Below are 24,810 nucleotides of genomic sequence, written 5' to 3'. Positions count from 1 at the left end.
AATCCGGGATCGCCGCTGACCTAAAAGGAGAGGGCGTATGTTACGGAAACTGGTTTTTTTGTGCACCCTGACCCTGGCCCTGCTGGCGGCTTCCTCCGCCCTGGCCACCCAGGTTTATCCCCCCTGGGCCGGCACGCCCGCCAACGGCAAGAAATTCCATCTCCGATGCGTCAACGACATGGCCGACCTGCACGGCGACGTGGTTGATCCGCAACTGGTGGTTTTCTTCGCCGGGAACCAGTTCATGGTCACCCATGACTTGATGAAGGCCTTCCAGAAGAAGTATCCCCAATACAAACGCATTTATTGGCAAACCCTGCCGCCGGGCATTGAGGCCCAACAGATAGAGCAGGGATCCCTGGTCGTGGGCTCCCTGCGCATAGCCCTGCAACCGGACGTCTATACCCGGGGGCGCGGCCGCATCATGAAGATGCAGAAGGAGAAGGGCTGGTTCGGCCGCACGGTGGACTACGCCCGCAACCGCCTGGCCATCATGGTTTACAAGGGCAACCCTAAGCACATCAAGGGACTCAAAGACCTTGGCCGCGACGACGTGAAGGTGTCCATGCCCAACCCCCAATGGGAAGGCATTGCCACGCCCATACAAAAAGCATACGTGGCCGCCGGCGGCCAGGCCCTGAAAGAAAAGATCATGCAGGCCAAAAAAAAGGCCGGCACCACCTGGCTGACCCGCATGCACCACCGCCAAACGCCCATGCGCATCATGCAAAAGAGAGCCGATGCCGGGCCCGTCTGGTACACCGAAGCCTATTTTCAGGGCATGATAAAAAACCCCATCGCCATGGTCCAGATTCCCGACGCGCAAAACCAGTACGTAACCTACACCGCCGCGGCCTTGAAAAAGGCGCCTCATCCCCAGGCGGCCCAGGACTTCCTGGATTTTCTGGTAAGCCAAGAGGGGCAGGCGGTGTACCGCAAATACGGTTTCCTGGCACCGCATGGCAAGTAGCCGGCCACGGTTCGCGCCAATGCCGCCTGGTTGAGCCCAGTTTGCGCGCGGCGTCGGTCTCCGCCGTGAAGAGGGGAGTGCATACTAATTCTAAGCACCATTAACTTGGACGCCAGCAAGCAGGGTTGTGCCTTGCATGACCAAGATCGAAAGAAATTTGTTGCGTGGGGTGCTTTTAGAAAATTCGTACCCAGGGGCCGAACCGTAATTAATTGAAAAAGGGATTCCCCCCTTATCCCCCCGTGGATTTGGCCTACTATCTAAGCATTCGGCGATCTCCTGGTAAGTAAGCCCGCGCTAGAGCCGGAAACGCAGGGCTTCGGCCAGGTCGATTCTGTTCGAGGGTTTGTTTGATCTACCCGGCATATTTTCACCCAGCACAACACATACGCTTGTTTAGTATTGCATCAACTATGTTAGCTACACACAAACTAAAGGCGCTGATTCCATTCTTCATACGAAAAAAAATGGGGACAACGTGCTTGATCAAAAGGGAAAGGGGCCAGCCCTTCCGGGCCAGCCCCTCGTTACTTTTGGTGCGCCCGGCCTGATTCGAACAGGCGGCCTACGGATTCGTAGTCCGGCGCTCTATCCAGCTGAGCTACGGGCGCGTTGTTTTGCCGCCTAGGGCGACGAAAGCGGATTATAACAAAAACCGCCGAATTGGCAAGCCGCAATCGACCTTTATCTTGCCTAGGCCAATTCCTCCGCCGCCTCGCGCATGAGCCGGGCGATGGGCAGCCCCTGGGGACAGGCCGCCTGGGCCGGGCCAAAGTCCGTGTTGAGCAGCGCATCGGACCCGCCGGGCAGGGCCTCGGCCAGGGTGGCCCGGGCCAGCTCCAGGTCGCGGTGGCTGCGGGCGTACATGAGCCCGCGCATCACATCGGCCACGGGCGCGGCGCCCGCCAGGGCATCCTCGCAGATGCCCGCGCAGCCCGCGCAATAGCAGCCCGCCGTGGCCTGGGCATAGGCGGCCAGGGCGCGGCGATCGGCCGCGCTGAGCGCGGTGCGGCTCATGGCCGCGGCCGCGTTGGCTTGCAGGATGGTCACGTTGGCCATCTGGGAGCAGATGGCCGCGATGCGCTTGTCCTCCCAAATGGCCATGAGCTTGGCCTGGAAGGGGCTGAAGCCCTTCTTGAGGAAGCGGCCGCCCAGCTGCACCTCACCCTCGGTGTCGTCGGCCACCGGGCCGCCGCCCTGGGTCTTCATGGCGGTCAGACCGATGCCTGCCCGGTGGCAGGCCTCCACCGCCTGGTTCATGTCCTGGCCGTGCATGATGCGGTAGTTGTAGGTCATCATGATGCCGTCGATGAAGCCCATCTTGGGCGCGGCGGCCAGGCAATCGGCCATGTTGCGGTGGGTGGAGAAGCCGAAGAGCTTTATCTTGCCCTCCTTCTTCATCTTGGCTGCCCAGGCCTTGATCTCCGGGCGGTCCACCTCGCTTGGCTCGCTGATGGCGTGCACGAAGAACAGGTCCACGTAGTTGGTCTGGAGCCGTTTGAGGGACTCCTCCAGGTTGGACTGCAAATCTTCGGGCGTGCGGCGGTGGGCCTTGGTGACCAGGAAGATGCGCTCACGCACCTGAGGGAAGCGGGCGAAGTAGCGGCCGATGCCCTCCTCGCTGCGCCCTCCGGTGTAGGAGTAGGCGGTGTCCCAGTAGTCGATGCCCAGCTTGAGCGCCTGGTGCAGCACCAGTTGGTTGGTCACGATGTCGAAGATGCCGCCCAGGGACAAGGCGGCGACCTCCACCCCGGTGCGGCCGAAAGGCCGCCGGGGCACGGTCATCGGTGCGGCGGCCAGGGCCGCGCCCGGCCCCAAAAGCAGGGATGCCGCCCCTGCCGCGCCCACGGTCTTGAAGAAATCCCTACGGCTGTTGCCGCCCTTTTTCTCGGCCATGCTTCCCGCCTTCAGTGAGGGTTCGCCCCGTTCAGCCACCTTCGCGGCGGCATTTCAATTCCTTTAATTATAGCAGGAACCTGGCAATCATTTGGCGCGGGACAAGAGCACAAGCCAGTGACATTCAAAGAAGAGCTAAAAATGTGTCGGGGCTGGAGCGCCGTCGGCAACGCGGTATCCCGCCGTCTGACGAAGCCGGTGGCTCAGTGGGGGCCCGCGCCTTTGAGCAACAGGGAGTGCCTGGGCTCGCGGGTGGCGTTCTCCGCGCTAACCCGGATGGCCCGCTTGCCGCTCACCGGGCATTCGTGCTGGCAGATGCCGCAACCGATGCAGCGGGCCGGGTCCACATAGGGCCGCTGCAAACGCACCTGCACCGCCACCGGGCTGCCGGGCGTCGGGGTATGCCAGCCCGGGCCGGGCTCCAGGGAGAGCGCCGCGTTGGTGTTGGCCCGGATGCGCGCCCGGACCTCGCCCGCGACCAGATAGTAGTCGCCCGTGGCCAAGGCCCCGGGCCGTAGCGCCCGGCCGCTCACCGCCAACTCGCCGCCGCCAGCCTCGCCCGCGCTAAGGCCGCTGATCACGGTCTGATAGGCCACCCTCGTAAAGATGGCCTTGGGGCTCACCGGGCAGTTCTCCTGGCACACGATGCAGGGCCGGTCCATGGCCCAGGGCAGACAGCGCCCCCGGTCCACAAAGGCGGTGCCCAGGCGGATGGGGCCTTGCGCGGCGTACTCGCCCTGGCCCAGCTTTTCGGCCAGGGATATGGGCCGGATGGCCGCGCTGGGGCAGATGTGGGAGCAGGCCACGCAGCGGGGCTGGCACCCGCTGGTGCCGATGGTGTTGTTAAGCACCGGGGTCCACAGCGCCTCCAGGCCGAAGGATGGCCCGGCGGGCTGCAACACGCCGGTGGGGCACACGCGCATGCACTGGCCGCAGCGCAGGCAGCGGCGCAGGAACTCGCCCTCGGGCAGGGAGCCGGGCGGCCGGATGAGGCGCGGGTCCCAGTTGGGCCCCAGCAGCCCGCCCAGGCCCAAGAGCGGCGGCGCGGCCAGGCCCACGCCCAGCCCGGCCAAGACCCGGCGGCGGCTCAGGTCCGGGGCCACCTCGCCCGCGGCCGAGGGCTTGGGCCGGTAAGTGATGGCGCTCTCGGGGCATTCGCTAAGGCAGTTGAGGCAGAGAACGCACTCCTGGGGGCGCAGACGCCCGGCCGGGCGGCAGGCCCCTTCGCAGAGCGCCTCGCAGTCCATACACCCGCCGCAGCGCGCCTCGCGCTTGCCCACCTTGTACAGCGAGAAGCGGGCCAGAAGGCCGAAGAGCGCTCCGGTGGGGCAGACGTAGCGGCAAAAGAAACGGGGCCGCCACAGATTGAGCAGCAAGAAGGCCAGGAAGATGGCCCCGATCATGGCCGCGCCTTGGTAGAAGCGGGGCTCGGGCCAGGCGATGCGCAGGGGCATGTCGGCCAGGGGCAGCAGGGCCAGGTTCACCGAGCGGCTGGCTAGGGGGATGGGGTCCAGCAGGCCCGCCAGCAACGAGGCCCCGCCCCGGGGCGCGGCCATGCTCCACACCGCCCACAGGGCCAGCAGCACGCCCACCGCGATGAAGTAGAAGTCCCTGCCCTGCCCCTTACGGGTGGCGGCCAGCACCAAGGCGATGGCTATTGCCCCGGCCGCGAAGGCCGCGCCCTGCCCCAGCAGAAGCCGCGCGGCCAGGTCGCTGGCCGCCGCGCCCAGGAAAAAGGCCAAGAGGAAGTACTTGATCTGTTGGGCCGGATGGGGGGCGTTGCGCCGGGCGCGTTCCTTGGGGTCCTTGCTGTGGTTGCCCAGCCAGCCGATGAAATGGTGCATGGCCCCAAAGGGGCAGACCCAGCCGCAGAAGAAGCGGCCCAGCAGCAGGGTAAGGGCCAGGGTGGCCGCGCCCCAGAGCAGGCCGCTGTAGAGCGAGCCCCCGGCGATGAGGGTGGTCAGGCCGGTGAGCGGGTCCAGCTCCAGGAACCAGTTCACCGGCCAGCCCCGGAGTTGCCACAAGCGCTCGCCCACCGTGGCCACCACACAGAACCACAGGAACAGGGCCAGGAAAAAGGCCTGGCTTATGCGGCGGGCCGTGGTGATCTTCATCAGCCCAGCTCCACCAGGCGCGGCTTGAGCGCTTGGTAATCGGTCGTGCCCACCCCGGCCTTTTGGGCCAGGCCCAGCCAGGCCACCTGCGAGGGGCTGAGGCCCAGCAGGCCCACGGCCACGCTGTCCACGGCCACCTGGTCGGTACCCAAGATCATGGTGCCCGTGGGCTTCAGGTCCTCCAGGGAGCCTCCGGTGGGGCCGTTGCGGGCCAGGGAGACCACCCCGTCGGCGATGACCAGGCTGGGGGTCACCATGCGCCCCAGCTCGGAGATAATGCCGTTGATGTCCTGGTGAAACACGTTGCGGCGGCCTCCCAGCAGGCCGTACCAGTTTTTCATGGTGGCCGAGGCCTGGGAGCGGTGGTGGTCCTTGACCGGGGCCAGGCCGATGACACGGTCCACCCCCTCCAGCGGCCCCCAGAGCAGGGGCCAGTTCTGGATGAGCCGCCCGCCGGGCAGGCTGTAGGACGCGAAGGCAGCCGGATGGGGCAGCATCACCCGCGCCCCGGCGGCCCGGGCGGCCGGGCCGATGCCCGAAAGCTCAAAGCAGGAGGCCGGGTCGTTGATGGGGTTGTCAGTGACGATGACTTCCCGAGCCCCGGCCTTTTTGCACAGGCGCACCAGCTCGGCCACCAGCTCGGGGTTGGAGGTGGCGCAGAGCGCCGGGGGGCTGGCAAAGGCCGCGTTGACTTTGATTAGCACCCGCTGCCCCGCGCCCACGAAGGCTCCCAGGCCGCCCAGCGCCTCCAGGCCGGCCCGCAGGGCGGGAACCCGGTGGCTGCTTTTGACGATGGCCAGGCGCCTCTCACGGCCTCTCACGGCATAGGAGGGCAGCTTCACCGAGGGGGCCGCGCCGCTGGTGGCGTCCGGGCCTTTGCCGTCATAGCCCCACCAGGCCAAAGCCCCCACAGCGGCCACGCCCAGGCCCGCCTTGGCCGCGCGCCCAATGAACTCGCGGCGGTCAAGATCCTTGCCCTGGCCGCTCACGGCTTCACCTCGCTCAGGCGCTTATGCAGGCGCATGGCCAGCTCCAGGGTGGCCTCCTGGCTCTCGGCCCCGCGCACCCCGGCCACATACGACCCCTGGGGCCACACCAGCTCCCACACGCCCAAGAGCTCGGTGAGGCGCGCGCCGCGAATCGCTCTGGGGGCCGGGGCCATGCGCCCGCCGTTGGTCTCCAGGAAGCGGGCATAGGCGGCCGCCTCCTGCTCCGCCGCCTCGGGGCCGGCCCGTCGGGCCAGCCAGGCGATGCGCTCGGGCGCTCCCTGGGGATAGGAGGCGATGAATATCTGGTTCAGCCCGGCCATGCCAAAGGCGTCCTTGGCCAGGAGCACCACCGAGCCGGGCTTGAGGCCCTGGGGCGGGAAGAGCGCCGCCTCGCCGGGCACGGCGGCGGCCTGGTCCTTGGGCAGGGCGGCCACGATGGCCCGCGCCGCCGCGTCCAGGCCCTTGATGAGCCCGGCGTCCGGGGCCGAGGCCACGGCCTCCAGATACCAGGGGCCGTCGGCCAAATACAGGGCGTTGCTGGTGGCGTAGGCGTTGGGCCCCAGGCCGGGCGGGGTGGGTCCGGGGCGGCGCTGGTTGCTGAACACGCTGAAGGCGGCGCGGGGGTCTTTCATGCGGTAGAGCATCAGCTCCAGCCAGGCGGCCGGGTTGCCCTTCAGGGCGTAGCGCCGGGTGTAGAGGCGCTGGAACCCGGCGGCCAGGTAAAGCTCGGCCTTGCCGTCGATCTTGTCGGAGAGGGTGGCCGGGTCAAAGGAAGCGCCCGCCTCGCGGGGCTCCAGGCCGGGCACGGCCAGGGCGGCCAGGGGACCGGCGTCGCCGCCGGGCGCGGCCGAGCCCCAGCCCCAGGAGGCCGGGTCGTAGCGGCCCTGAGTGTATAGCACCCCCAGGGCCACCAAGGCCAAGGCAATGAGCACGGCCAGGCCCGTCAGGCGCTGGGCCCGGCTGGGAGCGGCGGCCCTAGGCGCCATGCCCGCCCCCCATGTTCATGGCCGTCCGGCGGGGATCAGGAGCTCCTGCCCCCGCCGCCGGAGGACTTGCCGCCGCCCCTGCCCCGGCCGGAGCTCCGGCCGCGGCGCTGGCCGCCAGAAGGCTTGCCGCCGCCGCCGGAGCGGCTCCGGCCACGGCCCCCTCCCCCGCCGCCGCCGGGGCGGCCGCGCCCGTCATTGCGGCGGGGAGGCCGCCGGTAGGCCGGGGTGTCGTCGGGCAGGAACATGTCTTCCTCGGCGAATACCACGGGAATCTTGTCACCGAGATACTCCTCCACGTAGGGAAGATGGGTGGCGTATTCGTCGCAGCAGATGGTGATGGCCTTGCCCACCGCGCCGGCCCGGGCCGTGCGCCCGATGCGGTGCACGTAGTCCTCGGGATCGGCGGGCACGTCGTAGTTGATCACGTGGCTCACGTTGTCGATGTGCAGGCCGCGGGCGGCCACGTTGGTGGCCACCAGGATCTTGAGCTCGCCCTTCTTGAAGGCCTCCATGAGCTTGAGGCGCTTGGGCTGGGTGATGTCCCCGCTGATGCCCTCGGCGGGCAGGCCGTGGGCCTTCAGCTTGAAGGTCAGCATGTCCACCACCCGCTTGGTGTTGGTGAAGATCATCACCCGCTCCCAGTCCTCTTTTTTGAGGAGGCCCAGAAGCAGGTTGAGCTTCTCATAGGCCGAGCAGTGGTACATCTCCTGGGTCACTTGGCTGACCGTCTTGGTGTTGGAGACCACCGAGATCTTGGCCACCGGGTTCATGTACTCGTAGGTGAGCTCCATCACCCGCCAGCCCAGGGTGGCCGAGAAGAGCATGGTCTGGCGCTGGTCGTACTTGGGCAGGCGGCGGAGAACCCAGCGCAGGTCGTCCACGAAGCCCATGTCGAACAGGCGGTCCGCCTCGTCGATGACCAGGAACTTGACCTTGCGGTAGTCCAGGATGCGCTGCTTCATGTAGTCGATGAGCCGGCCGGGCGTGGCCGCCACCAGATCAACCCCCTCGCGCAGGGCGTCGGCTTGCTTCTTGTAGTCCACCCCGCCGAACACGGCCAGCATCTTCAGGTCCATGTGCCGCCCGATGGCCTGGGCGTCCTGCAAAATCTGCAGGGCCAGCTCGCGGGTGGGCGAAACGATGAGCACGCTGATTTCGCCGGGCTTGCGCTCTTTGTCGCGGGCCAGGTGGGCGAAGATGGGCACCAGGAAGGCCGCGGTCTTGCCGGTGCCGGTCTTGGCCTCGCCGGCCACATCCCTGCCTTCCAGGCCCAGGGGAATGGCTTTCTCCTGGATCAGGGTGCAGCGTTCATAACCCGAATCGGACAGGCCCTTGAGCAGCTCGGGGGGCAGGTCGAAGTCGGAAAAGGGGGTGCCCACCGGGGCCTCGGGGGTGCGGGGCTCCTGGGGTTGGGTCTGCTTTGCGGGGCTTTCGTCCTTGATCATATTTGTCAATAATTCCAATCCGTGACGGTGGCGCTATCAGCGCGTGTAATTCTTGTCTCTTATATCCAGCCAAGTGCGGCATCCGGTCTTTTCGCAATCCACCGCCTCGGAGAAGTAAACCATCTTGTTGTCCAGAAAGTACACCCAGTGCGGCGTGGCCTTGGCATTGGTCCAGGCCACCTCGCTCAGGCCCAGGGTGAACATGCCGGTGAGCACCCGGCCGGTGCCTTCGCTTAGGCATACCTGGGACTGGGGGATTAGCTCGTACTGCAATACCAGATAATCTCGCTGGTGGCCCGGAAAGCGCACTCGCTTGACGGCCTCGGGCTGGCCCAGTTTGGCCTCCACCTGCTTGGGGGTCATGCCCACCTGCACCTTGGCCATTTCCTCGGCCGCCTCATGAGCGCAGCCGGCTATCAAGGCTATGGCCAATAGAATGAACCACACACCTTGCCGCATCGTCTGTCTCCTCTTGCGCCGTTAGCGTCCGGCGCTCTTGCCGGCCCGCACCGCCACCAGCTCGGCGATGATGCTGATGGCTATCTCCTCCGGGGTCTCGGCCCCGATGTCCAATCCGATGGGTGAGTGCACCCAGGCCAGGGTCTCGGACGACACGCCCTCCTCGGCCAGGGCCCGGTAGATCATCTCGCGCTTGCGGCGGCTGCCGATCATGCCCACGTAGGCCGCCTTGTGCCTCAGGGCCTGGCCCAGGACCTCCTTGTCGTAGAGGTGGCCCCGGGTGACGATGACCACGTAGGCCTCGGAGCCCAGCTCGTGATCCGCCAGGACCGCGTCCAGGGGATCGTTCCATATCTCCGCCGCCTGGGGGAAGCGCTGCCGGTTGGCCCACTCGGGCCGGTCGTCGGCCACCACCAGGCTGAAGCCCGCCATGGACACCAGGGGGGCCAGCTTCTGGCTCACATGCCCGCCGCCGAAGATGTACACCGTGGGCCGCTCGATGATGGGCTCCAGGAGCAGCCGCTGGGCCGGGACCTCCGGGCTCAGCCAGAGTTGGGGGCCGTCGGCCCCGCTCAGGCGCTCCAGCTCTTGGCCCAGGGCCGGGACCAACCCGTTGTCGCCCAGGGAGCCCACCGCGCCGCCGTCCGCGCCCAACAGGAGCTTGCGCCCGCCCACCGCGTCCATGGGCCCCGGAGCCACCAGGGTGGCCAGCAGGCTGCGCCGCCCCCGCGCCGCCGCCGAGGCCGCGGCCCGGTAGATGGCCAGGGCCTCCTGGTCGCCCGCGGTCAGGGGCTCCAGGTACACGCTGACGTCGCCGCCGCAGATCATCTCCATGTCGGCCACGTCCTTGCCCTGCAAGCGATGGTGGGCCAGATCGGCCCTCCCCTGGCTCAGGCAGGCACGGGCCTGGGCGATGATGTCCGCCTCGAAGCGTCCGCCGCCGATGGTGCCGTAAAATCCAGAGTCATAAACGAAAAACTGGCTGCCCCGCGAGCGGGGAGCCGATCCGGTCGCCTCGACAATGGTGGCCAGGCACAAATTCGAGCCCGAGGCCAGATGTTCACACACAGCTGCCAGAAATTCGCGCATATCCAATAATCCGCGGGCCGGCCATCGGCCGCCCGGTTGAAGATTCTCCTGCCCTAACTATAAACCATCGGAGGGATTTTCGCTGGTTACATATCCGATGCGGGCTCTGGGAGCATGGGGCGGGCCACCAGCACCGAGCAGGGGGCCCGGCGCACCAGCTTCTGGGCCACCGAGCCGAACACCGCCTCGGCCAGGCCGCTGACCCCGGTGTGGCCCAGGACCAGGAGCCCGGCCCCGGTCCCTTTGGCCAGGGCGGCCAGCTCGCGGGCCGGGTCGCCTTCGATGAGGCGGGTCTCCAGTGTAACCTCCTCGGCCTGGGAAGCCAGGGCCTCCAGCTCTTGCAGGCTGGAGGCGCGCAGGCCCTCGCGCAGGGCCATGGTGGTCTGGGTGACCGCCACCTCGTCCATCAGCGGGCTGGGCGGCATGAGAGGGGGCAATACGTGGACCAGGAGCAGGCGCGCGCCCTGGCGCTTGGCCAGGGCCAGGGCCTGGGCAAAGGCCTCCCCCGCGCCGGGGGAGAAATCGGTGGCGGCTATGATCAGATCGAAAGCCATGACCTCCGGCCTAGGGCGAGGTGGGCGCCTTGGTCAGCAGGAAGCGCAGGTCGTCGTCCGAGAAGTAGATGCCGCCTCCCAGGAAGAAGCTGGTGTCCCCGCTCTTGCTGAATATGTCGTCCACGCCCGCCGACATGTAGAAGTAGTTCCAGAAATCGTAGTTGGCCGAGAAGCGCACCCGGGGCGCGGTGTCCATGCGCCACTCGAAGGCCTCGGCGGTCAGCCGGATTTTGTCGTCCCAGAGGTAGTAGTCGGCCCCGATGCCGCCGGTGCTGGAGAAGATGCCCGCGCGGAGCACCAGATCCCAGAAGCGCTTGCCGAACTGGGCGTTGAAGGTCAGGTCGTCGCGGTTGTAGTTGACCGTGTTGGAGTGGGTGGTGGTGACATGCCCGTCCTGGTCCACGGTCTTGTAGGAGTCGGTCTCGGCCCGCTTGCCCCGGGGGTCGTCCACCACGCCGATGAGGAAGAACTTGTCCGCCTTGGGTTGCAGGCGCACGTTCAGCTCGCTACGTAGCGACTCCTCCTTGAACATGTACTCGCCGCGATACTCCACGAACACCCGCCAGGCGTCGGCCCGGGCCAGGTAGTCGTTGATGGAGGTCAGGGCGTCGTCGATCTTGGTCACCGTGGTGTCGTCGTTGATCAGCTTGCCGATGGTGCCTTCGCCCTTGGCGATCTTGTTGCTCACGTCCTTGAGCGAGGCCAGGGTGGAGTTCAGGTCCTCGATGGTCTGCTTGTTGTTGACCAACTGGCCGATGGTGCCCTCGCCCTTGTCCACCTTTTGCATGACCGAGGTGAGCGCGGCGATGGTGGTCTGCATCTGGCGGCTGGCCACCTGGAAGTTCTTGATGGTGTCGTTGAGGGCGGCCTTGTTCTGGGTGCTGATGTCGCTCAGGTCGCCGGTGAAGCGGTCCATGTTGACCACGATGCGGTTGAGGCGCTGCTGGTTGTCGGCCACCACCGTCTTGAGGCTGCCGGTGAGCTCCCGGAGATTGGCCAGGGCCTCGCTGATGTTCTGGGCCGACTCGGGCGAGGCGATGGAGACCTTGAGCGAATCGGTGATGTCCTTGATGTTGTCGGCAACCTCGCCGATGCGGCTCATCACCCGGTCCAGGTCCGTGGGCACTTCGGCCCGCGTGATCTGCTCGCCTTGCTTGAGCTTGGGGGCGCCGGGGCTGCCCGGCTCCAGGGCGATGAACTTGTCGCCCAACACGCCGCGGGTGCGGATCAGGGCGGTGACGTCCTCGGCCAGGGGCACGTCCTTGCTGATAAGCATGGTCACCCGGGCCTTGCCCCGGTCCAGGGCGATCTGCTGCACCTGCCCGATCTGGATGCCGGCCATCTCCACCGGAGCCATTTTCTTAAGGCCCGAAGCCTGGTCGAAAACGGCGTAGACCTTATAGCCCTCCGGGCCGCCGAGCTTGAAATCGCCCAGGCGGATAGTCATGTAGGCGAGGATGGCCACGCCCACCAGAACGAAAATGCCGACTTTGGCCTCTGTGGAAACTCCGGCCATGATGCCTCCGGTCCCTTCGGCTCCCTAGTATAACCCATCCGGCGCCGGACGCCGGTTTATATAACCTCTATGGGCCCTTCGGCCCGGCCATGCACGAACTGCTGCACCACCGCGTTGTCGCTGTTTCTGATCTCGTCCGGGGTGCCCTGGGCGATTATCTCGCCCAGGTAGAGCATGGCGATGTTGTGCCCCACGTCATAGGCCCCCTCGATGTCGTGGCTGATCACCACCGCGGTAATGCCCAGGCGCTCCTGGGTGTCCTTGATCAGGCGGTTGATCGCCGCCGACAGGGGCGGGTCCAGGCCGGTGGTGGGCTCGTCGAAGAGGATGATCTCCGGCTCCAGGGCGATGGCCCTGGCCAGGCCGACCCGCTTGCGCATGCCGCCGCTCAGCTCGCTGGGCAGCTTTTCCTCCACCCCGGGCAGCCCCACCATGGCCAGCTTTTGGGACACCGCTTCCATGATCTCTTTTTCCGAGAGCTTGCTGTGCTCCCGGAGAGGAAAGGCCACGTTGTCCATCACGTTCATGGAATCGAACAGGGCCGCGTCCTGAAAGAGCATGCCGAAACTGTGGCGCACCTGGTTCAGCTGGTGGTCGCCCATGCGCACGATGTCATTGCCCTTGACCAGCACCTGGCCCTGGTCGGGCTTGATCAGGCCGATCATGTGCTTGAGCATCACGCTCTTGCCGCCGCCGCTGCGCCCGATGATCACCGTGGTCTTGCCCTGGGGAATGCTCAGGTTCACGCCCTTGAGCACCTTGAACGAGCCGAAGGCCTTGTGGATGTCGACCAGCTCTATGATGTTGCCGTTGGTGCCCATGGAGCGTCCCTAGAACATGATCGCGGTGAGCACGTAGTCCGAGGCCAGGATGAGTACGCTGGCCAGGACCACCGCCTGGGTGGTGGCGCGGCCCACCCCCTCGGCGCCGCCGGTGGTGTAGAAACCCTTGAAACAACCCACCATGGACAGGATCAGGCCGAAAAAGGCCGCCTTGGTCATGCCCATGGATATGTCGGAAAACTCGAGATATTCGATGATCTTGCTGATGAAGATGCCGTGGTTGATGCCCAGCAGGTGCACCCCCACGATATAAGACCCCACGATGCCCACGAAGTCGGCGATGATGGTGAGCACCGGGAGCATGACCACCCCGGCCAGCACCCGGGGCACCACCAGGTACTGCACCGGGTTGACCGCCATGACATAGAGGGCGTCCACCTGTTCGGTGACCCGCATGGTTCCCAGCTCGGCGGCCATGGCGCTGCCCGCCCGGCCGGTGACCATGAGCGAGGTGAGCACCGGGCCCAGCTCGCGGGTGAGGGCCAGGGCCACGGTGGAGCCCACCAGGCTCTCGGCCCCGAACAGGGAAAAGCCGTGGTAGCTCTGCAAGGCGAACACGCCGCCGGTGAAAGCGCCGGTGAGCAGGGTCACGTTGATGGAGCCCACTCCCACGAACTCGAACTGCTTGAACAGGAGATGGAAGCGGAAAGGCGGCCGGAAAAACCACAGCACCGTCTGCAGAAAAAGCAGGAGCAGCTCTCCCGCTTCATCCAGCATACCCAGGAACTTAGCCCCTACATACTCAAAGGGGCGCAACAGGTGCATGGCCGACTCTCCAAGAAGGGAAGATAGTTAAGCTCCCGCCGGCGGTGATCAGTCCTTAATCACTATAGGGGGCGGGCTGGGGTCCGTCAAGAAACGATAAGCTTATGATGAGCTATGTGCCGTGTACGCTTGACGATAGGGCAATCCCTTGATAGGTTTTCGTCTATAGAGGCCGGGGGGTGCCCCATCGGTGGCTGAGAGCTTCCGCCCAGGGCGGAGCGACCCCTTGAACCTGATCCGGTTAGTGCCGGCGTAGGGAACGGCTCGCCCGATAAAGTAAGCCCATGGCAAACTATACGAGCGGGGCCGCCTACCACGGCGGCCCCGATTTTTTTTGGCGAAGAGGAAATGGCCCCATGAGCATCTCGCGGGTGTTGATCATCGCCGGTTCCGACTCCGGCGGGGGAGCGGGCATCCAGGCCGACCTGAAGGCCGTGGGCGCCCTGGGCGGACACGCCAGCACGGTGATCACCGCGCTGACCGCCCAAAACACCATTGGGGTGCGCGCGGTGCACCCGGTGCCCCTGGACTTCGTGGAGCAGCAGTTCGCCGCGGTGATCGAGGACATCGGCACCGACGCGGTGAAGACCGGCATGTTGCACTCGGCCGAGCTGGTGGAGCTGGTCTCCGGCCTGCTGGCCGGGGTCAAGGCTCCGGTGGTGGTGGACCCGGTGATGGTGGCCAAGGGCGGCAGCCGCCTGCTGGCCGCCGAGGCGGTGCAAGCGGTGCGCTCCATGCTCCTGCCCCGGGCCACGCTGATCACCCCCAACCTGGACGAGGCGGCCGAGCTGCTGGGACGGCCCATCACCGACCGGGCGGGCATGGAGCTGGCCGCCAAGGAGCTGGTGGGCCTGGGGGCTCAGGCGGCCTTGATAAAGGGCGGCCATCTGCAAGGCGAGCCCGGCGACCTGCTCTTCGACGGCAGCCAGACCTATTTCTTCTCCGCCCCGCGCATCGACACCCCCCACACCCACGGCACCGGCTGCACCCTGGCCTCGGCCATCGCGGCCCTGTTGGCCCAGGGGTGGGAGCTGGCCCCGGCGGTTGAGCGGGCCCGCCTGCTGGTGCGCCGCGCCATCGCGTCCGGGTTGGCCATCGGCCAAGGCCACGGCCCGGTGCACGCCCTGGCCGACCTGGCCCCGCGCCTGGCCCTGGGCGAGTGTTTGGCCGAGATGGACGCGGCCCTCGAGCGCCTGGAGACGGTGGACGGCCTGGCCTCCATGATCCCCGAGGTGCGCGGCCAGTTGGGCTACGGCCTGCCCGGCGCCTCCTCGGCCGCCGAGGTGTTGGCCGTGGCCGGGCGCATCAGCCACATCGGCACCCGCCTCAAGGCGGTGGGCCCGGCCCGTCTTGGCGCCTCCAGCCACGTGGCCAAGATCGTTTTGGCGGCCATGGCCAAGGACCCGGCCATGCGCGCGGCCATGGCCTGCAACTTCTCCGAGGAGCTGGTGGAGCGGGCCAAGGCCTTGGGCTGGAGCGTAGGCGAGTTTTCCCGGGCCGAGGAGCCGCCCGAGGTCAAACGCATGGAAGGCTCCACTCTGGAATGGGGCACCACCCGGGCCATCGAGGTCATGGGCAAGGTTCCCGAGGTAATATTCGACCGCGGCGAAAACGGCAAGGAGCCGGTGCTGCGTCTTTTGGCCCAGAGCCCCGGCGAGATCGTGGATCGCCTGCTGCTCTTGGCCGGCAAGGAAGGTTAAGCAGATGGCACAGACCCAGTTGCAAGCGGCCCGCGCGGGCCAGGCCACCCCGGCCATGGAGACCGTGGCCGCGGCCGAGGGCATGGCGCTGGACACCCTGATGGCCCTGGTGGCCGAAGGCAAGGTGGCCATTCCGGCCAACCCGGCCCACACCAGCCTCAAGCCCTGCGGCGTGGGCCAGGGACTCAGGGTCAAGGTGAACGCCAACCTGGGCTCCAGCCCGGACCGCTGCGATCCGGCCGAGGAGGCCGCCAAGCTCCACGCCGCCCTGGAGGCCGGGGCCGACGCGGTGATGGATCTCTCTACCGGCGGAGATTTGACCCAGATGCGCCGCCAGGTCTTGGAGCTGAGCCACGCCCCGGTGGGCACGGTGCCCATCTACCAGGCGGCGGTGGAGGTGACCGGCGAGGGCCGGGGCATCATCGACATCACCGCGGACGACGTGTTCCGGGTCATCGAGCAGCAGGCCGAAGAGGGCGTGGACTTCATGACCGTGCACTGCGGGGTGACCCAGCAGGCGGTGCAGCGGCTACGGACCGAGGGGCGCATCACCGACGTGGTGAGCCGGGGCGGCTCCTTCCTCACCTGCTGGATGCTGGCCAACGAGAAGGAGAACCCGCTCTACGAGCAGTACGACCGGCTGCTTGAGATCTGCCAGAAGCACGACGTGACCCTCTCCCTGGGCGACGGCCTGAGGCCCGGCTGCCTGGCCGACGCCACGGACCGGGCCCAGATCACCGAGCTGATCACCCTGGGCGAGCTGACCGACCGGGCCTGGGACGCGGGGGTGCAGGTGATGATCGAGGGTCCGGGCCACGTGCCCCTGGACCAGGTGCAGGCCAACATCCAGCTGCAAAAGCGCCTGTGCCACAATGCGCCCTTCTATGTGCTCGGGCCGTTGGTGACCGATGTGGCCGCCGGGCACGACCACGTGGCCTGCGCCATCGGCGGGGCCCTGGCCGGTTGGGCCGGGGCGGACTTCCTGTGCTACGTGACCCCCAGCGAACACCTGGCCTTACCCGGCCCGGATGAGGTATACGAAGGGGTGATAGTCACGCGCATCGCGGCCCACGCGGCGGACATCGCCAAGGGCAACCAGGAGGCTATCGCCCGCGACCGGGCCATGGCCCAGGCCCGCAAGGCCATGGACTGGGAGGCCATGTTCGGCCTGTGCCTGGACCCCAAGACCGCGCGGGCCATGCGGGCGGGCTCCCCTCCGGGCGAGGAGGAAGTCTGCACCATGTGCGGCAAGTATTGCGCCATGAAGCTGGTGAACGAACACCTGCACGGCAAGGGCTAGGCAGGGCGAGCGAGGGGGAGAGACATGGGACTGGTGGTCTTCAGCGATCTGGACGGAACCCTGCTGGATCACCACACCTACTCCTGGGAGGCGGCGCGTCCGGCCCTGGAGGCTCTCTCCGCCGGGGGAACCCCCCTGGTGCTCTGCTCCTCCAAGACCCGGGCCGAGATGATCCCCCTGCACGCCGAGCTGGGCCTGAGCGGCCCCTTCATCGCCGAGAACGGCGGGGGCGTCTTCGCGCCGCCTGATTGCGTGGTGGCCAAGGGCGAGACCTGGATCGACGCGGGCGGCGGCTGGCGGGTGCACGAAATCGGCCTGCCCATTGCCGAGGTGCGCGAGCGGGCCAAGGGCTTTTTGGCCGAGCTGGGCCTCACCGGCTTCGGCGAAATGAGCGACCGCCAGGTGGCCAAGCTCACCGGCCTGAGCAAGGAGCAGGCGGCCAAGGCCCGCGCCCGCGAGTTCAACGAGCCCATAATGCCCCCCACCAGCGAGGAGCAGGGCCAGGCGCTCATCGCGGCGGCCGAGCAGGCTGGCCTGCAAGTCACGCGGGGGGGCCGCTTCTGGCATCTGCTGGGCGGCGGGGACAAGGGCAAGGCGGTGCGCCTGCTCAAGGTGCTCTACGCCAAGCGCGACCCGGTGCTGAGCACCATGGCCCTGGGCGACGCGCAGAATGACCTGTCCATGCTGGAGGCGGTGGACCACCCGGTGTTGGTGGCCCGGCCCGACGGCAGCCACGCGTCCCTGGAGCTGGAGGGCCTGACCCGAGAGCCCCTGGCCGGACCGGCGGGCTTCAATCACGCGGTGCTGGCCGTCCTGGGCGAAGGGGCCTGATCTTGGTGGAACCCTCCCGCGCGGGCCAGGTGCTGCGCCTCTTGCTGGAGGCGGGCGGCGAGCGCTCGGGCCAGGAGATGGCCGAACTCCTGGGCTGCAGCCGCGCGGCGGTGGCCAAGGCGGTGGGCGTGCTGCGCGAGCAGGGGGTGGACATCAGCGCAGCCACCCGGCGGGGCTATCTCTTGCAAGGCGAGCCGCCCCTGGTGTTGCCGGCCATGGTGGAGGCCCGTTTGGGCGCGGGCTCCATGGGCCTGCCGCTGTACTACTTCCCGGAGATAGACTCCACCAATCTGGAGGCCCGCCGCCGGGCCGAGGCGGGCGCTCCCCACGGCGCCTGCCTGGTGGCCGAGCACCAGACCCACGGCCGGGGCCGCCTGGAGCGCCGCTGGGTCTCGCCGCCGAACACCGCCCTGCTCTTCTCCCTGATCCTGCGGCCCGACCTGGGCCTGAGCCGCATCTTCGCCCTGAACAACCTGGTCTCCCTGGCCCTGTGCCGCGCACTGGAAAAGCACGGCGGCCTGGCCCCGGCCATCAAGTGGCCCAACGACGTGTATCTGGAAGGCCGCAAGCTGGCCGGGGTGCTCACCGAGTTCACCAGCCGGGCCGAAACGGTGGACCACGCCGTGGTGGGGGTGGGGCTCAACGTGAACCAGGAGGCCAAGTGGCTGGCCGGGCTGGACCAGCCGGGCATCAGCCTGCGGGCGGCCACGGGCCATGCCTGGCATAGGGCCGAGCTTTTGGCCTGGGTGCTGGCCGAGATGAGCGCGCTCTACGAGCAGTTCGTGGGCGGCGGGGCCGAGGAGCTGGCCGCCGAGTACGCCGGGCGCTCCCTGATCCTGGGCCTGGAGGTCTCGGTGCGCGAGGGTAAGCTGGTGCGCCAGGGCCGGGCCACCGGCTTCGCACCCAGCGGGGCCCTGCTCTTGGAGGAGAACGGCACGGTCTCGCCCATCCATCACGGGGACGTGAGCCTTCTGGCCTGGGAGGGCAAGTCCTAGCCCGGCCCCGCTTTTTCCGCCCCAAAACAGCCACTCACCGCTTGCGCCCATCCCGCCTGGCTGATAGATTGTCAACCTGATTTACACGAGGTTGACAATCATGAGCGACAGCTTTGCAAGCCAAGTGAATCAGGCCGCCGACGACGCCCGTCATGGCCGCCTGCCCGACCCCTCCCAAGCCGCCGGTTGGATCGAGCCCCAGAGCCTGAGTGAGCTGAGCGCGCTTATGGCCGCGGCCAGCTCCTTGCGGGCCACGGCCGAGGGCGACATGGTGGAGTTCTGCGCCATCGTCAACGCCCGCTCGGGCCGCTGTTCGGAGAACTGCTCCTTTTGCGCCCAGAGCGCCCACTATCCCGGCAAGGCCGAGGTGTACCCCCTGCTGAGCGCTGAAGAGATGGTACGCCGGGGCCGCGCGGCGGCCGAGGCCGGGGCCCAGCGCTTCGGCATCGTGACCAGCGGCCGGGGCTGCCCCGAGGGCGAGGCCCTGGACGAGATCTGCCGGGCCATCGAGGTGCTCACCAACGAGGGGATCATCGCGCCCTGCGCCAGCCTGGGGCTCCTGGAGCCCGAGCAGGCCCAGCGCCTGCGCGCGGCGGGCCTGGTGCGCTACCACCACAACCTGGAAGCGGGCCCGACCCACTTCGCGCGCATCTGCACCACCCACGCCTATCAGGACCGGGTGGACACGGTGCGCACGGCCCAGGACGCGGGCCTGGAGGTCTGCGTGGGAGGCATCGTGGGCCTGGGCGAGAGCCCGGCCGAGCGGGTGGAGCTGGCCCAGGCCGTGGCCGAGCTGAGGCCCGAGAGCGTGCCGCTCAACTTCCTCAACCCCATCCCCGGCACCCCCTTGTCCCACGTCGAACCCCTGAGCCCCACCCAGGCCCTGGCCGCGGTGGCGGTGTTCAAGCTGTTCAACTCCCAGGCCACCATCCGCACCTGCGGCGGCCGCCAGCAGGTCCTGGGCAACCTGGCCCCGCTGATGTATCTGGCCGGGGCCGGAGCCACCATGGTAGGCAATTACCTGACCACCGAGGGCCGCCAGCCCTCCGAGGACCTGGCCGACCTGGCCGCCCTGGGCCTCAGGCCCTCCGACAAGCTGGTGAGAGAGGCATCATGAGCAAGACAAACGACATTCTCAAGCAGGACATCGAGCACCTCTGGCACCCCTTCACCCAGATGCAGCTCTGGCCCGGCGAGCCGCCCCTGGTCATAGAGCGCGGCGAGGGCAACTGGCTCATCGACATTGACGGCAACCGTTACTACGACGGGGTGAGCTCCCTGTGGGTCACGGTGCACGGCCACAAGGTGCCGGCCATCAACCAGGCCATCCGCGACCAGCTGGACCTTCTGGACCACTCCACCCTGCTAGGCCTGAGCCATCCCCCGGCCGCCCGCCTGGCCGCCGAGCTGGCCAAGATATGCCCCGGCGATTTGAACAAGGCCTTTTACTCCGAGAGCGGCTCCACGGCGGTGGAGATCGCGCTCAAGATCGCCTTCCAGTATTGGCAGCAGAGCGGCAGGCCTGAAAAGAAAAGCTTCGTGGCCCTGGGCGAGGCCTACCACGGCGACACCATCGGCGCGGTGAGCGTAGGCGGCATCGACCTGTTCCACCAGGTCTACGGTCCCCTGCTCTTCCCGGTGCACCGCTTGCCCCAGCCCTTCTGTCGCCGCTGCCCCCTGGGCTTGAAGCATCCGGAGTGCGGCCTGGCCTGCGCCGAGGCCCTGGAGACCATGCTGGCCGAAAAGGCGGATGAGATCGGGGCCCTGATCGTGGAGCCCCGGGTGCAGGGCGCCGCCGGGATGATCATCCAGCCCGAGGGCTACCTCCGGCGGCTGTGGGAGATATGCCAGGCCCACGACGTGTTGTTCATCGCCGACGAGGTGGCCACCGGCTTCGGCCGCACGGGCAAGCTCTTCGCCTGCGAGCTGGAAGGGGTGGAGCCCGACCTGATGTGCCTGGGCAAGGGCATCACCGGCGGGGTGTTGCCCCTGGCCGCCACCATGGCCACGGACCAGGTGTACGGCGGCTTCCTGGGCGAGTTCGACGAATTCAAGACCTTTTTCCACGGCCACACCTACACCGGCAACCCCCTCACCAGCGCGGCGGCCCTGGCCAACCTGGAGCTGATGCGCGCCAACAACGTCGTGGAGAACACCGCCCCCCTGATTGCCCGCCTGAGCGAGGGCCTGGCCGGGATCGCCGCCCAGGAGCATGTGGTCCAGGTGCGTCAGCAGGGCATGATGGTGGGCATCGAGCTGAGCCAGGACAAAGCCACCGACACGCCCTACCCGCCCGAGGCGCGCATGGGCCACCGGGCCATCATGGCCGCGCGCCAACACGGGGTGATCATCCGGCCCCTGGGCGACACGGTGATCCTCATGCCGACCCTGGCCAGCAGCCTGGAAGAGATCGACCTCCTGCTGGAGGCCACGGGCAAGGGCATTGCCGAGGCCACCGGGGCGGCCGCATGAGCCCCTACCCCGCCATGGAGGCCCTGGCCTCGCGGGCCGCGCAAAACCAGGCCTCGGGCCTGGCGCGGGGCCTGGTGTCCATGGGCCCCTCCTGCGGCCGCTGGGTGGTGGTCCAGGGGCGGCGCTGTTTGCTCATGGCCAGTAACGACTACCTGGGCCTGGCCGGGCACCCGCGTTTGGCCCAGGCGGCGGTGGAGGCCGCCGGGTCCTGCGGCACCGGCTCCGGGGCCAGCCGCCTCATCTCCGGCACCCTGGACAGCCATCTGGAGCTGGAAAAGACCATCGCCGCCTTCAAGCACGCCGAGGCCGCCCTGTTCTTCCCCACCGGCTACACCACCAACCTGGGGGTGATCTGCGGCCTGGCGCGGGAGGGCGACCTCATCGTCAGCGACCGGCTGAACCACGCCAGCCTCATCGACGCCTGCCGTTTGTCGCGCGGCGAGGTGCGCATCTACCCGCACAGCGACGCGGGCGCGGCGGCCGAGCTGCTGGCCGGCGGCGATGGCCACGGTCTCAAGCTGCTGGTCACCGACGGGGTGTTTTCCATGGACGGTGACGTGGCCCCGCTCCGGGAGCTGCGCGAGGCGGCCCGCCAGGCGGGCGCGCTGCTGATCATCGACGACGCCCACGCCACCGGGGTCTACGGCGACACCGGCCGGGGCAGCCTGGAGCATTTGGGTCTGGAGCCCAGCCCCGAGGTGGTCATGGTGGGCACCTTCAGCAAGGCCCTGGGCGGGCTGGGAGGCTACGTGGCCGGGGATCGCGCGGTGATCGACGCCCTGGTCAATTACAGCCGCCCCTTCATCTACTCCACCGCGCCGCCGCCCAGCCAGGTGGCCGTGGCCCGGGCCGGGCTGGAACTGGTGGACGCCGAGCCCTGGCGGCGCGACAAGCTCAGGGAGCTCTCGGCTCTGCTGCGGACCGAGCTGACCCAGGCCGGGCACACGGTGCTCAGCCAGGAAGGGCCCATCGTGCCGGTGCTGGTGGGCGAGCCCGCCAAGACCGTGGCCATGGGCCACGCCCTCACCGCGCGGGGCATATACGCCCCGGCGGTGCGCCCCCCCACGGTGCCTCCCGGCTCCAGCCGCATCCGCCTTACGGTGACCGCGGCCCACGAACCCGAGGACATGCGGATGGCCGCGTACGCCTTTGCCGAGGCGGCCAAGGAGGTGGGGATTTGAGCGGGCGCGGGGTGGTGGTAATCGGCACGGACACCGACGCGGGCAAGACCATGGTCTCGGCCGCCCTGGTGGCGGGGCTGCGGCAGGCGGGCATTGCGGCGGGATACTTCAAGCCCCTGGCCAGCGAGTGCACCCCCGGGCCCGAGGGCCTGCCGGTGAGCCCGGACGTGTTCTTGCTGCACCGCCTGGTGGGGCTAAGGGAACCGCTGCACAGCCTGAACCCGGTGTGCTTGCGCGCGCCGCTTTCGCCCCTGGCCGCCGCCCGCGAGGAAGAGGTGGAACTGTCGCTGGAAGCCTCGGCCGCCGTGTGCCGCGAGTTTCTGGCCGGCCAGGAGTTCGGGGTGATCGAAGGGGTGGGCGGCCTGCTGGTGCCCATCGCGGCGGGAGCCACCTTCCTTGACCTGGCCGTGGAGCTGGGGTTGCCGGTGGTGCTGGCCGCCCGGCCCGGCCTGGGCACCATCAACCACAGCCTGCTCACCATCCAGGCCCTGGCCCGCGAGGGCCTGCACGTGATAGGCTTCATTTTCAGTAGCACCCAGCCTGCCGATCCGCACGACCCTTCGGTGAATCAGAACCACGCCTTGATCGTGGAGTACAGCGGCGTCCCCTTCCTGGGCACCCTGCCATATCTGGGCCCGCGCGAATCCATCGACGGCGTGTCCCTGAACCAGGCGGTGCGCGAGCATCTGGAGCTCACACCGCTGGTGGAAATGGCCAGGCAACACCATGCTGTTGGACAAATTCCTGCCCGCTTTTGACGTACACGCCCGCTACCAGACTTTTTTGCCAGCCCCGCCGGAGAGGGTTTATTCCCTGCTCCTGGACCTGGACTGGAGCCGCTCGCCCCTGGTCCGCTGGCTGGTCCTGCTGCGCGGCCTGGGCCAGGCCAAGATCAAGCTCATTCCGACTGATCCGCAAAAACCTGGGTTTACGGTCTTGGACGAGGAACCGGGCCGGGAGCTGGTGGTGGGAATGGTGGGGCGCTTCTGGCTGCCCACTGCCGAATTGCTCCGGGTGAGCCCTGACGAGTTCGTGGATTTCGACCGCCCCGGTTATGCCAAGATGGCCATGAACTTCTTGGCCGAGCCCATGGACAACGGCAAATGCCTTTTGAGCACCGAAACCAGGGTGCTGTGCCTGGACTCCCGCGCCCGCCGCTACTTCCGCTTTTATTGGAGCCTGATCGGGCCCTTCAGCGGCCTGATCCGCAAGGAAGCCTTTCGCCTGGTGCGGCGCAGCCTGGGGGCCTAGTCCCTCCAGAACTCGGGTAGGAACAAGACGAGAACGGTATAGACCTCGAGCCTCCCGACAATCATGGCCAAGCTCAAAAGCCATTTGGCGGCCGCGGGGAGGTGGGCGTAGTTGTCCGCCGGGCCTACCGAGCCCAAGCCCGGGCCGATGTTGCCCAGGCAGGCGATGGAAGCGGTGAATGAGGTGACCAGGTCCAGCTCCATGACGCTGAGGATCAGGCCCACCACGATGAAGCAGGCCACGTAGGCGCCCATGAAGCCCCACACCGAGGCCACGATGGAGCGGTCCACGGTGTGATGTTCCAAACGCACCGGGGCCACCACCCGGGGATGCACCAGGCGCTTGAGCTCGGCCGAGACCTGCTTGAACACCACCATGATGCGCATGACCTTGGGCCCGCCGCCGGTGCTGCCCGCCGAGCCGCCCACGAACATCAACACCACCAGCACCCCGATGGCCACGGGCTGCCACAGGGAGTAGTCGGTGGTGGCGAAGCCGGTGGTGGTGAGGATGGTGGCCGCCTGGAAAGCCGAGAGGCGAATGGCCTCCCACAGGCCGTCGCCCGCCTCCCAGTCCAGGGCCAACACCGCCACCAGGGTGGCCGCCGCCCAGAGGTACATGTAGAAGCGCCATTCCTCGTTGCGCCAGAAGGCGCTCCAGCGGCGCTGCCAGAACATCTGGAAATGCAGGGTGAAGTTCATGCCCGCCAGGAGCATGAAGACCGTCACCACCACGTCGATGTAGTCGCTGTGGAAGCCCGCGATGGAGGCGTTCTTGGTGGAGAAGCCTCCCGTGGCCATGGTGGCGAAGGCCTGGCACACCGCGTCGAACCAGTCCATGCCCCCGAACATTAAGAGCACCACCTCCGCGGCGGTGAGCGCGGCGTAGACCTTCCAGAGCACGCTGGCCGTGTCGGTGATGCGCGGGGCCAGGCGGTCCGGGGTGGGGCTGGGCACCTCGGCCTTGAACAGCTGCATGCCGCCCACCCCCACGAAGGGCAGGATGGCCACCGAGAGCACGATGAAGCCCATGCCGCCCAGCCAGTGGGTGAGGGCCCGCCAGAAGAGCACGCATTTCTGGCTGGCCTCCACGTTGGTGAGGATGCTGGCCCCGGTGGTGGTGAAGCCGCTTATGGACTCGAAAACGCCGTCGGTGAAGCCGCTGAAGTCGCCGGACAGTGCGAAGGGTATGCCGCCCAACAGCCCGGCCACCAGCCAGGAAATGCCCACGATGGCCATGCCCTGACGGTGGTTGAGCTCGCGGGTCTTTTTGTCGCGGAACAGGAAGAAGAGCACCGTGCCCAACAGCAGGCTAAGCCCGGTGCCGATGGCAAAGGCGCGCCAGCCTGGCTCGCCATAGAGCAGAGCAATGCCCATGGGCATGAGCATGAACAGCCCCGTGCCCACGCACAGCACCCCGGTCAAGGACAGGACGTAGGCAAAACCCACGGGCCAA

General features: G+C 67.7%; 22 protein-coding genes, 1 tRNA gene and 1 riboswitch. Of the genes, 10 read left to right on the top strand and 13 right to left on the bottom strand.

The genetic code is table 11. The annotated features are described in order from the left end of the window. The first annotated feature begins 37 nt into the window (after positions 1 to 37). A complete protein-coding gene (locus KQH53_05035) occupies positions 38 to 970 on the top strand; it encodes a substrate-binding domain-containing protein (protein ID MCB2226023.1) in 933 nt (310 codons plus the stop codon). 534 nt (positions 971 to 1,504) lie between these two features. Here the strand turns inward: KQH53_05035 and KQH53_05030 are convergent. From KQH53_05030 to KQH53_04975, 12 genes are all read right to left on the bottom strand, one after another. Beyond that, positions 1,505 to 1,581, bottom strand: a tRNA-Arg gene (locus KQH53_05030). Between the two features lie 82 nt (positions 1,582 to 1,663). Further along, positions 1,664 to 2,866 carry an aldo/keto reductase gene (locus KQH53_05025; GenBank protein ID MCB2226022.1) on the bottom strand — a complete coding sequence of 401 codons (1,203 nt, stop codon included), beginning with the start codon at positions 2,864 to 2,866 and terminating at the stop codon, positions 1,664 to 1,666. Between the two features lie 203 nt (positions 2,867 to 3,069). Then, complete coding sequence (locus KQH53_05020) at positions 3,070 to 4,980, bottom strand: 4Fe-4S binding protein (protein ID MCB2226021.1); 1,911 nt, start codon at positions 4,978 to 4,980, stop codon at positions 3,070 to 3,072. Further along, positions 4,980 to 5,969 (bottom strand): DUF362 domain-containing protein, encoded by a 990-nt coding sequence (locus KQH53_05015; protein MCB2226020.1) that lies wholly within the window; start codon positions 5,967 to 5,969, stop codon positions 4,980 to 4,982. Before KQH53_05015 ends, KQH53_05020 begins: the two co-directional genes overlap by 1 nt. Further along, on the bottom strand, positions 5,966 to 6,955 hold the full coding sequence (locus tag KQH53_05010) for a hypothetical protein (GenBank protein MCB2226019.1): 990 nt from the start codon (positions 6,953 to 6,955) through the stop codon (positions 5,966 to 5,968). Before KQH53_05010 ends, KQH53_05015 begins: the two co-directional genes overlap by 4 nt. A 35-nt stretch (positions 6,956 to 6,990) precedes the next feature. After that, positions 6,991 to 8,400 carry a DEAD/DEAH box helicase gene (locus KQH53_05005; protein ID MCB2226018.1) on the bottom strand — a complete coding sequence of 470 codons (1,410 nt, stop codon included), beginning with the start codon at positions 8,398 to 8,400 and terminating at the stop codon, positions 6,991 to 6,993. Between the two features lie 36 nt (positions 8,401 to 8,436). Beyond that, the gene (locus KQH53_05000) at positions 8,437 to 8,859 is read right to left on the bottom strand and encodes a hypothetical protein (protein MCB2226017.1); all 423 of its coding nucleotides are present in this window, start codon (positions 8,857 to 8,859) and stop codon (positions 8,437 to 8,439) included. 21 nt (positions 8,860 to 8,880) lie between these two features. Next, the gene (locus KQH53_04995; protein MCB2226016.1) at positions 8,881 to 9,948 is read right to left on the bottom strand and encodes an XdhC family protein; all 1,068 of its coding nucleotides are present in this window, start codon (positions 9,946 to 9,948) and stop codon (positions 8,881 to 8,883) included. Positions 9,949 to 10,034: 86 nt separating this feature from the next. Then, positions 10,035 to 10,502 (bottom strand): universal stress protein, encoded by a 468-nt coding sequence (locus KQH53_04990; GenBank protein MCB2226015.1) that lies wholly within the window; start codon positions 10,500 to 10,502, stop codon positions 10,035 to 10,037. 10 nt (positions 10,503 to 10,512) lie between these two features. Beyond that, positions 10,513 to 12,018 carry an MCE family protein gene (locus KQH53_04985; protein MCB2226014.1) on the bottom strand — a complete coding sequence of 502 codons (1,506 nt, stop codon included), beginning with the start codon at positions 12,016 to 12,018 and terminating at the stop codon, positions 10,513 to 10,515. A gap of 56 nt (positions 12,019 to 12,074) precedes the next feature. Further along, complete coding sequence (locus KQH53_04980) at positions 12,075 to 12,839, bottom strand: ABC transporter ATP-binding protein (protein MCB2226013.1); 765 nt, start codon at positions 12,837 to 12,839, stop codon at positions 12,075 to 12,077. Between the two features lie 9 nt (positions 12,840 to 12,848). Further along, the gene (locus tag KQH53_04975; GenBank protein ID MCB2226012.1) at positions 12,849 to 13,583 is read right to left on the bottom strand and encodes an ABC transporter permease; all 735 of its coding nucleotides are present in this window, start codon (positions 13,581 to 13,583) and stop codon (positions 12,849 to 12,851) included. Positions 13,584 to 13,790: 207 nt separating this feature from the next. Further along, positions 13,791 to 13,902: riboswitch (TPP riboswitch) on the top strand. Between the two features lie 79 nt (positions 13,903 to 13,981). Here KQH53_04975 and thiD point away from each other — a divergent pair. The 9 genes from thiD (at position 13,982) to KQH53_04930 (ending at position 23,355) form a co-directional block, all read left to right on the top strand. Then, positions 13,982 to 15,325, top strand: coding sequence for a bifunctional hydroxymethylpyrimidine kinase/phosphomethylpyrimidine kinase (thiD, locus tag KQH53_04970; protein MCB2226011.1), 1,344 nt, complete (start codon positions 13,982 to 13,984; stop codon positions 15,323 to 15,325). 4 nt (positions 15,326 to 15,329) lie between these two features. Continuing rightward, positions 15,330 to 16,625, top strand: a complete 1,296-nt coding sequence (gene thiC / locus KQH53_04965) for a phosphomethylpyrimidine synthase ThiC (GenBank protein ID MCB2226010.1) — start codon at positions 15,330 to 15,332, stop codon at positions 16,623 to 16,625. A 24-nt stretch (positions 16,626 to 16,649) separates the two neighbouring features. Beyond that, positions 16,650 to 17,456: an HAD-IIB family hydrolase gene (locus KQH53_04960; GenBank protein ID MCB2226009.1), complete on the top strand. Its 807-nt coding sequence runs from the start codon at positions 16,650 to 16,652 to the stop codon at positions 17,454 to 17,456. Positions 17,457 to 17,458: 2 nt separating this feature from the next. Beyond that, complete coding sequence (locus KQH53_04955; GenBank protein ID MCB2226008.1) at positions 17,459 to 18,451, top strand: biotin--[acetyl-CoA-carboxylase] ligase; 993 nt, start codon at positions 17,459 to 17,461, stop codon at positions 18,449 to 18,451. A 100-nt stretch (positions 18,452 to 18,551) separates the two neighbouring features. Further along, the gene (gene bioB / locus KQH53_04950) at positions 18,552 to 19,568 is read left to right on the top strand and encodes a biotin synthase BioB (protein ID MCB2226007.1); all 1,017 of its coding nucleotides are present in this window, start codon (positions 18,552 to 18,554) and stop codon (positions 19,566 to 19,568) included. Then, positions 19,565 to 20,923: an adenosylmethionine--8-amino-7-oxononanoate transaminase gene (gene bioA / locus KQH53_04945; protein ID MCB2226006.1), complete on the top strand. Its 1,359-nt coding sequence runs from the start codon at positions 19,565 to 19,567 to the stop codon at positions 20,921 to 20,923. The genes bioB and bioA overlap by 4 nt, the downstream gene beginning before the upstream one ends. Then, positions 20,920 to 22,104, top strand: coding sequence for an 8-amino-7-oxononanoate synthase (gene bioF / locus KQH53_04940; protein MCB2226005.1), 1,185 nt, complete (start codon positions 20,920 to 20,922; stop codon positions 22,102 to 22,104). The genes bioA and bioF overlap by 4 nt, the downstream gene beginning before the upstream one ends. Further along, on the top strand, positions 22,101 to 22,862 hold the full coding sequence (gene bioD, locus KQH53_04935) for a dethiobiotin synthase (GenBank protein ID MCB2226004.1): 762 nt from the start codon (positions 22,101 to 22,103) through the stop codon (positions 22,860 to 22,862). The genes bioF and bioD overlap by 4 nt, the downstream gene beginning before the upstream one ends. After that, positions 22,831 to 23,355, top strand: coding sequence for a hypothetical protein (locus KQH53_04930; protein MCB2226003.1), 525 nt, complete (start codon positions 22,831 to 22,833; stop codon positions 23,353 to 23,355). The genes bioD and KQH53_04930 overlap by 32 nt, the downstream gene beginning before the upstream one ends. Here the strand turns inward: KQH53_04930 and KQH53_04925 are convergent. Continuing rightward, the gene (locus KQH53_04925; GenBank protein ID MCB2226002.1) at positions 23,352 to 24,803 is read right to left on the bottom strand and encodes a TrkH family potassium uptake protein; all 1,452 of its coding nucleotides are present in this window, start codon (positions 24,801 to 24,803) and stop codon (positions 23,352 to 23,354) included. The genes KQH53_04930 and KQH53_04925 overlap by 4 nt on opposite strands. Between the last annotated feature and the right edge of the window lie 7 nt (positions 24,804 to 24,810).

The organism is Desulfarculaceae bacterium (assembly GCA_020444545.1).
Taxonomy (GTDB): Bacteria; Desulfobacterota; Desulfarculia; order Desulfarculales; family Desulfarculaceae; genus Desulfoferula.
Note: the sequence above shows the minus strand (reverse complement) of the source record. Positions and strands in the feature narration are given on the sequence as shown.